Annotated in this window: 6 protein-coding genes and 1 pseudogene; 5 read left to right on the top strand and 2 right to left on the bottom strand. The window is 70.9% G+C overall.

The features are described from left to right. The 5 genes from VF794_RS21800 to VF794_RS21780 all read left to right on the top strand — a co-directional run. The coding region (locus VF794_RS21800; RefSeq protein ID WP_331113414.1) for an iron-sulfur cluster assembly scaffold protein at positions 1–279 on the top strand (279 nt) is incomplete at its 5' end. Between the two features lie 13 nt (positions 280–292). Then, positions 293–862, top strand: coding sequence for a putative Fe-S cluster assembly protein SufT (sufT, locus tag VF794_RS21795; protein ID WP_331113412.1), 570 nt, complete (start codon positions 293–295; stop codon positions 860–862). Positions 863–872: 10 nt separating this feature from the next. Beyond that, positions 873–1,358, top strand: a complete 486-nt coding sequence (locus VF794_RS21790; protein WP_331113410.1) for a hypothetical protein — start codon at positions 873–875, stop codon at positions 1,356–1,358. A 178-nt stretch (positions 1,359–1,536) separates the two neighbouring features. Then, positions 1,537–2,556, top strand: a complete 1,020-nt coding sequence (locus tag VF794_RS21785; RefSeq protein ID WP_331113408.1) for a hypothetical protein — start codon at positions 1,537–1,539, stop codon at positions 2,554–2,556. 110 nt (positions 2,557–2,666) lie between these two features. Next, positions 2,667–3,776, top strand: coding sequence for a peptidylprolyl isomerase (locus VF794_RS21780; RefSeq protein ID WP_331113406.1), 1,110 nt, complete (start codon positions 2,667–2,669; stop codon positions 3,774–3,776). A 45-nt stretch (positions 3,777–3,821) separates the two neighbouring features. Here VF794_RS21780 and VF794_RS21775 read toward each other — a convergent pair whose 3' ends face one another. Together VF794_RS21775 and VF794_RS21770 are read right to left on the bottom strand one after the other, a co-directional pair. Continuing rightward, positions 3,822–7,601, bottom strand: a complete 3,780-nt coding sequence (locus tag VF794_RS21775) for a DUF3857 domain-containing protein (RefSeq protein ID WP_331113404.1) — start codon at positions 7,599–7,601, stop codon at positions 3,822–3,824. Between the two features lie 64 nt (positions 7,602–7,665). Beyond that, a pseudogene (locus tag VF794_RS21770) lies at positions 7,666–8,240 on the bottom strand (serine/threonine protein kinase); the annotation flags it as partial.

Here is an 8,240-nt window from a genome sequence, read left to right as displayed (position 1 = left end):
GGTTTCGTGGGGCAGGGATGCGCCATCTCGAGGGCCTCGGCGTCGCTGATGACGGGGGCGGTGAAGGAGCTGTCGCGGGCCCAGGCCGAGCAGCTCTTCGAGCTGGTGCACAAGCTGGTGATGGAGGGCCCCGCCGGCCTGGACACGGAGGCCCTGGGCAAGCTGGCGGTGCTGTCCGGGGTGAATGAGTTCCCGTCCCGGGTGAAGTGCGCGAGCCTCGCATGGCACGCGCTGCGCGCGGCGCTCGACGGCAAGGAAGCCTCCGTCTCGACGGAGTAGGGAGGAAGTCCGGATGAGGGGTTTGATGACACCGCTCGCGCGGGACTGCGAAGTGACGATGATCCCCAGCGGCGAGCGGGTGACGGTGCCCGCGGGCACCGAGGTGCGGGTGCTCCAGACGCTCGGCGGCAACGTCACGGTGCAGGGCGACTACGGTCAGCTCATGCGCATCGACGAGAAGGACGTCGAGGTGCTGGGAGAGGACTACCTCGCGCAGAACCCGAAGTCCGCCGAGTCCCAGGCGTCCGCCGGGGAGGGCGCCGAGGGTCCCTTCGACGAGGAGCGCATCTGGGAGCAGCTGCGCACGGTGTACGACCCGGAGATTCCGGTGAACATCGTGGAGCTGGGGCTGGTGTACCAGTGCAAGGCCACGTCGCTGCCGGAGGGTGGGCAGAAGGTGGAGATCCTCATGACAGTGACGGCGCCAGGGTGCGGCATGGGCCCGGTGCTGGTGGATGACGTGAGGCGCAAGGTGCAGGACGTGCCCGGGGTGAAGGAAGCGGACGTGCAGCTCGTGTGGGATCCGCCCTGGGACCAGAGCCGCATGTCGGACGTGGCCCGGCTCCAGCTCGGCTGGATGTAGACTCCGGAGGATGCGCAAGCCAATCTGGAGTGGTCTGGTCCTCGGTGCCCTGCTCGGATGCGCGGGGTCCTCGTCGTCGACGAGCGGAGATGCTCCCCGTCCGGCGCCCCAGGCCGAGAGCCCCGCTGCCTCCACCTCGAAGCCCCTGCGGGTGACGGCGTCTCCCGCCCCCAAGGACGACATCGCCATCACGAGCCTGGAGGTACAGGGCGACACGCTGGTGGCGGAGGTGATGCACTCGGGCGGCTGCAAGCAGCACACGTACGACCTGCTCTGGAATGGCTCCTTCCAGAAGTCGGCGGCGGGTAGCTCGCACGTGGAGCTCGTGCTGGCCCACGATGCGAATGGGGATGCCTGCGAGGCGCTGTTGAACCGGACCGCGAGCTTCGATCTCTCTCCGCTCAAGCGGCAATGGCAGGAGCACTACCAGTTCGAGCACGGCACCATCGAGCTGCGCCTCGCCGGTTCTCAAGTCACCGCACGCTACGCCTTCTAGTCAGGCTCACTCCGCGATCGCCGAGCCTCGGTGAGGCTGCTGCCCCAGCAGGGGCGTCGCCAGGAGGATGTAGGTGTGTGTGGGTAGAGTTTTTTGGGCCCCCCCAGGCAACTTCTTAAAAAATGATCCGATAATCCCGTCATCAGCAGTTCTTGAACTTTATAAACCGGAGATTCTCATGAGCTTCATTGGCGGACTGAAGAGAGGCGTTTCGAACGTCGCCCACACCGTGCAGAAGAAGGCGACGGAGCTCGTGCAGAATCCGGCGAAGGCTGGCGAGACGGCCAAGAAGGCCTACGACACCTTCAACAAGGTCAAGTCCGCGCCCAAGGACATCTTCGAGAACGCCCGGGCCGTGAAGCGCGACGGCTTCAAGACGACCTGGAAGAACAACTGGAACAACGCCGTCCAGAAGGCGACCAACCCGAACGACAAGCTGAACCTGGGCGGCATCGCCAAGAAGGTCGGCGGCGCTTTCGGCACCGTGACGGGCGCCGCGAAGCTGCCCGGCCAGGTCGCCACGGCGGTCAAGGACGTGCGCAATGCCATCCGCTCGGGCACGGCCGAGGCTCGTGACCAGGCGATCGGCACGGTGGCCACGGCCGCCAAGGGCGCCATCAGCACCGTCAAGGGCGGGCTGGAGATCGCTCGCGACGTGCAGAAGTTCGGCAGCTCCTACCGCGCGGCCTCCGAGGCCTTCCGCGGCGTGGCTCCCAACGCGACCGGCAAGGCCGTTCGTGCGGCGGCCACCACCGCGGCCAAGCATGCCTTCGAGGGTGCCTCCAACGTGGGCGACGTGCGCCGCGCGGTCAGCACCGCCGTGAAGGGCGCTGCCAAGGGCACCTCCATCGCCCAGGCGACCGGCGCCGCCACCCGCGCCGCGGGCAGGACGCTGGCTCGCGAGGGCAGCGAGGCCGCTGGCAAGGCCGCCGTCCGGGCCGGTGCCAGGGCCGCCGCGGGTCCGCTGGCCAAGGCCGCGGGCCGCTTCGCTCCGGGTGCCAACATCGCCATCGCCGGTCTCGACGTGGCGAGCGCCTACTCCACCCTGAAGGACCCCAAGGCCAGCACCACCAAGAAGGTGACCAGCGTCATCACCGCCGTGGGCTCGGTGGCCGCCGCCACCAACATCCCGGTGGTCAGCCAGGTGGGTGCCGCGGTCTCCACCGTCTCCAGCTTCGTCGGTGGCCTCTTCGGGTAGTCGCGGTAGGCAGCCACCGCTCTCCTTTTCTGGTAGGGACTGTGAAACGCTCGCGGTTCAATCCTGTCTGGGACCGCGGTCCCGGTCCCTACCTGCCAGGAGGAGTTTCGGTGGCTCAGAAGAAGAAGGGTGGCAGTACGAATGTCGCCGGCAGTGGCCCGAACGCTGGGGCCGCGCCGGTGGTACGTCTCACGGAGCACCTGCCCGTGGCTTCCGCCGGGCACGGCGGCCCCGTGTCACTTCCCACGGTGACGGCTCCTTCGACGGAGGGCATCGAAGTCACGGTGCCCGCTCCGCCGCCGCTCGCCGAGGAAGACCTCATCCGCCGCTTCCATGACCTGGCCCGCTCCCTCGCCGAGGTTCGCACCCGGCAAGAGGGGGAAGAGGTGGTGATGGGCGACGACGTCCAGCTCGACATCATCGGCTACGCCAACGGCCAGCTCCTCCCCTTCAGCATCCGCACCGGCTTCTGGATGGAGCTGGCGCCCCAGGAGATGCTCCCCGGCTTCGCGGACGCCATCGTGGGCTCGGCGGTGGGCGACAGCCTGAAGATCGACCTGGTGCTGCCCGCCGAGTACCCCGTGGAGGCGCTGCGCGGGAGGCCGGCGAGCTTCCTGGTGGACCTGCGGGGCGCCCGGGAAGTGAAGATGCCCGATACCGACTCGCCAGAGTTCCTACTCCGGCTCGGTCGGGGGGCCACGCACGAAGATGTGATGGACGCCATCGCCGACGAGCTGATCGACGAGCAGGCCGACGTGCTGTGGCTGGATGCCCAGAACATGGTGTTGGACGAGCTGTCCTCCCGCATCCAGGTGGAGATTCCTCCCGCCCTCGTGGACGAGGAGATCCGCCGCCGTTGGACGGAGGCCGAGGGGCAGGCCCTGGTGGAGAAGGAGTTCTCTCCCGAGGAGAAGCAGGAAGCGCTCGACCTGTGGATGAAGGACCCGGCCACCCGGGCGGAAGTGGAGCGGCGTCTGCGCATCTCCCTGGCGCTCAAGGCCGTGGCCGAGCGTGACGGGCTGCAGCTCGCGCCCGAGAAGACGTTCGAGGTGCTGGAGAATCAGGCGGCCGCCTTCGGGCTGACGTCCGCGCAGCTGCGCGAGGCCCTGGTGGATCCGCAGGCCGCGGGGATGCTCAAGAACGTGGCCTGGCACCTCTTCGCCGTCGAGCACGTCATGGGCAAGGCCAAGGTCCACTTCGAAGGGGCCGAGGAGTCCTGAGTTCACGGGCCCTCTCCCCGAGGGGAGAGGGCTTTCCGTCCAGGGCTACTGCTTCACCAGGACCAGGTCCCTGGACTGGATGAGGTCCACCTCACCGGCGAAGTGCGCGAAGTCCTCGTACTTCTTCACCGGGATGCGCCCGCGCTCCACCCGCAGCGACTCGTCGATGGTGAGCGTGCGCCCCTCCTGCTTCTCCGTACGCTGGAGGCGTCCGAAGGGGCTCTCCGACTTGAGCTGCGCCTGCGCGTCCGCCAGCCGGTAGCCCTGCGGCATCGTCAGCGTCACCTGCGTGCGGCTCGCCTCGGTGTCCTCGAGGTACAGCGGCGTGGTGCGCGTGCTGAGCTGCACGTACTGCCGCCCCAGCATCGCCGGCATGGTGATGGGCGGCAGCACCAGCTTGTTGCCGTCCACCCGGGCGAAGCTCGGTGCCTTGAAGGTGTAGCGCACCGTGAGGGGGGCCCCCACTGCCTCCGTGCGCTCCAGCTTCAGGTCCGTCAGCTCCGCGCCGCTGAAGTAGCGGCCCACCGCGCCCTGGAGCGCCTGCCGCCGGCGCTCCCCGGAGATGGCCTCCAGGGCCTCCGCGAGCTGCGCCGCCTCGAAGCCGCTGTAGACCTCCTCGCCCTTGCCCGTGAGCACGCCCTTCCCATCCACCTCCAGGGCCAGCTGCACCTGCTTGCCGAGCTGCTGCGTCAGGGGCGGCGTCTTCACCTTCTCCAGTGCACGGCCCGGCTCGGGCAGCAGGTACGCATCCCGCTGGCCCATCGCCGACTCGGGCAACTCGCCGAAGGGCGCGAACCGCGTGGTGGTGTCCAACCACACCGGCTCCTCACCCGGCACCTCCGCCCGCACCGCCAGGTACGCCAGCAGCGACTCCTCGGGGAAGAGGTACTCCGCCGGGTCCACCGAGAAGGTGCGCACCGCCGCGACACGCGCCGGAATCCCCAGCGCCTCCAGCCCCGCCTTCAGCAGCCACAGCCGGCTGCCCCGGTCCTGCGCCACCGACGAGGCCGCCGACTGCGTCAGCCCCGCGTCCCGGCCGCTGAAGCGCTTCATCACCGCTCCGTACAGCGCCTGTACCGCCTCCAGCCCGCGCTTGCCCTCGGCCGCCTCGCGCGCGAAGGCCTCCACCTCCCAGTTGAGCGCGCCCTTGTCCAGGAAGGCGTCCGCGTACGCCGCCACCAGCCTGTCATTGCCCGTGGTGCCCGCGCCCACCACCACGAAGGGCAGGTACTCCCTGGCCGACGGCGGGCTGTCCGGCTCGGGGATGAAGGGCGGCACCTTCCTCACCTCGTACGTGAAGACCTCCTCGTCTCCCTTCACCACTGGCGCCGGCACCTGGAGTCCATGCGCGTCCACCTTCATGCCCATGCCCCTGGGCGCCACCACCGTGTAGGTGGCCCGGTGGTCCGGCATGTCGGCGATGCGGAAGTAGAACTCGGATGCCGTGAAGCCCGGTTGCGCCGGCCCCCGCGACGACTCCGCCTGGAGGTACTCCACCTCCACGTAGTCCCCCACCTGCACGCCCGGCAGGCTCACGGTGTCCTTGCCCTCGATGCTCTCCGGCTCCAGCACCGTGCCGTCCGCTTTGATGGTGCGCAGCGCCAGCACCTGTGCGCCCGAGGGCAGGTTCACCTCGGCGATCTCCTGTACGCCACTCTGCTCCAGCGCCTTCTGGATGCTGTGGATGCGGTTGATCACCGAGCCATCCGGGAACACCTGCACGGCCGCCGCGTCCAGCACGTAGACGGCGGCGCTCTCCTCGGGGCCTGGGTTGGCCGTGTAGTCCTTGATGGCCTGCCGCCCGTCGATGGCGTACGCCTGGAGTACCTCCTGCCCCGTCTTCGCGCGCACCAGGGCGCGGCGCATCGACAGGTTGCTGCCGTCGATCGCGAGGGCCTGTTCGCGCAGGGCCAGGGCCCCGGCCGCGTCGCCCGCGAGCTCGCGCACGTCCGCCAGCTTCGCCAGAACCTGCGTGTTGCGCGGCCAGAGCGCGCTGAGGGCGCGCAGCATGGACGTGGCCTCGTCGAAGCCGCGCCGCGCCACGTACGCGTTCGCCAGCGACAGGCCCGTGTTCACGTCACCCGGGTTGCGCGCCAGCTGCTCCTGGTAGAGCGCCGCGGCGCGCTCCAGGTCTCCCCGCATCCGCGCGTGCTCGGCCGCGCGTGAGAGCGCGCCCGGGCAGCCCGCCAGCGAGGCCACCAGCTCGTCCGTGCGCGCCACCGCGTCCCGGCGACGCGCCAGCCCGTAGCGCAGCCCCTGGGCCTCGCACAGGCCCGGCTGGGCCTGCAGCGCCGCCTCCGCGCTCTCCTCCGCCTGGCTCTCCACTTCCAGCGCCAGCGCCGCGCGCGCCTCCAGCACGTGCACGGGCCAGCCCGCTGGTGTCACCACCGCGCGCGCCTTCTTCACCGTCTCCAGCGCCGAGGTCGACTGGCCATCGTTGAGGGCCAGCTCGGCGCGCAGCAGCAGTGTCGCCACGTCGCCCGGGTCCTTGGACAGCGCCGTCTCGATGTCCCGCGTCGCGCGGCCACGCGCCACCTTGGAGGGAATGCTCCGGTCCTGCGCGGCCAGCTCCGCGCGCAGCGAGAGGATGGCGGGGCTCTGCGCGCCCTTCTGAAGGCGCGTCATCAACCGCCAGGCCCCGTCGGGGTCTCTCCCCATCCCGTCCCGCACCGCGAGGAAGTCCGCCAGCAGGGGGCCCGCCTCCTTGGCGAGCGTGGCGGCCAGGTCCTCCGCACCGGGATAGACGAGCTCCGCCTCGGCCTCCTTCGGAGCCGAGCCCCACGAGGCGGGCGCTGGACCACTGGCCGGGGTGTAGCGGATGCCCGAGGGACGTCCATCCGCGCGCGCCAGCGCGAAGGACACGTTGGCGGCCCGCTGGTCCTTCAGCAGCTTGATGAAGAGGCGGTGCCGGCCCGCCGCGAGCCGCACGGGACGCGTGGCCACCGTGGGGGCGGCGCGGGTGAAGGCGCGGCGCTCCATGAGGGGCGAGCCATCCAGCATCACCTTGTGCGAGGAGGCGCTGACGGAACGCGCCACGTAGATGCCGTCCTCGGGCACCTCCGCGTCCACGGCCAGCAGGTAGATGTCGCCCGTGGCCGGCTCGCCCGCCACGTCCAGCCGGCTGTCGGGGGCGCGCAGGGTGCGCGGCACGAGCTGGCCAAAGGGGCCGGTGAAGGGGCCCGCCAGCGAGCCGTCCTTCTCTGGCGGGGTGGTGTCGTCGAAGGCGAGCAGGTGCCAGGGCGAGAAGGGCCCCAACAAGGTGGCCGTGTCCGCCGCGCCCATGTCCTTGAGCACGCGGGCCTGGGCGGCCCGGTCCTCCCTCATGCCGAGGATGGCCACGTGGACGGCGCGCAGCAGCTGGGCGGCCTCTCCGGTGGCGCCCGCATCGAGCGCGGCCTGGGTGCCGCTGAGGATGACGTCGTCCAGCGCGGGCGAGGAGCCCACCAGGTCCAGGACGTAGCGGGCGGAGGGCACCGCGAGCGGATGGCGCGGCGCGCGGGTGGCCACGGCGAGCGCGGCGTCGAGCGCCCGGCGGGGCTGGGCGGCGCGGCGCGCGAGCAGGTGCTGGCCGTAGAGGGCGAAGGGGTCGGCGGGGTCCTTGGTGAGGGCCTCGTCGAAGCGCCCCTGGGCCGCGGCCGGGTCCCCCGTCACCAGCCATGAGTGGAAGCCGGCGAGCGCGAGTGTCCGGGCCTCGCTGGTGCCCTTCTGGGCCGCCGTGGCGGCCCGGTCGAGCACCTCGGTGGGGGAGGAGGTGTGGGCACAACCCGCCAGGAGGCTGGCGGAGAGGAGAAGCGCGGTGAAGCCACGACGGTGGAAGGTGCGCATGGAGCGCACAGGGATAATTCAAAGCCTCCGACGAGGCCACATCCACATGCAGGGCGAGCCCGCGCTACTTCGAGCGCTTGCCCCTGGGCGGAGGGGCCGGCTTCGGGGCGGGCCGCTTGGGAGGGGCCGGCTCCTCTCGTACGGCCGCGACGGGCTGGGCCGTGGGGGCCGACGTGGGGAGGCGTTTGGCCTGGTAGGAAAGGTTCTCCGCCTGACAGGAGCCCTCGATACAGCCGAAGGCGGGCACGGGCACCTCACCGAACTGCTTCTGCCAGTCCACTCCCAGGCGGAGCGGCTCGGCGATCGTCCGCTTGTCCGGGCCACGGCCCACGGAGGCCACCAGGTCGCCCTGGTCGTTCACCTCCAGCTCGAGGTCCGCGGGGCCCGAGGCCGCAGCGTGGCCGAGCATGGTGCCGCGTCGCTCGCCCAGGGCCCACTCGAGCCGCAGCGGCGCACCGGCCCCGTTGTGGACGAGGGCCACGTAGCGCCCCGGGGTGCCCAGCAGCACCAGCGCGGCCTCGGCGTCGGGCGGAGGGCCGTAGAGCAGGGCCCGGGCCCGCGTCGGCACCGTGGGCGTGGAGTCCACGGTGCTCACCCGGGCGGTGAAGCGGGCGGGATCGCCCTCCAGACCCACCACGT

The organism is Archangium sp., assembly GCF_036389735.1.
In the GTDB taxonomy this organism is placed as follows: Bacteria; Myxococcota; Myxococcia; order Myxococcales; family Myxococcaceae; genus Archangium.
This window is presented reverse-complemented; position numbering and strand designations above follow the sequence as displayed.

What these genes read in the sequence shown, in the direction of transcription:
- VF794_RS21785 (WP_331113408.1), top strand. Translation starts at nt 1,537, where the DNA reads ATGAGCTTCATTGGCGGACTGAAGAGAGGCGTTTCGAACGTCGCCCAC.
- sufT (WP_331113412.1), top strand. Translation starts at nt 293, where the DNA reads ATGAGGGGTTTGATGACACCGCTCGCGCGGGACTGCGAAGTGACGATG.
- VF794_RS21790 (WP_331113410.1), top strand. Translation starts at nt 873, where the DNA reads ATGCGCAAGCCAATCTGGAGTGGTCTGGTCCTCGGTGCCCTGCTCGGA.
- VF794_RS21775 (WP_331113404.1), bottom strand. Translation starts at nt 7,601, where the DNA reads ATGCGCACCTTCCACCGTCGTGGCTTCACCGCGCTTCTCCTCTCCGCC.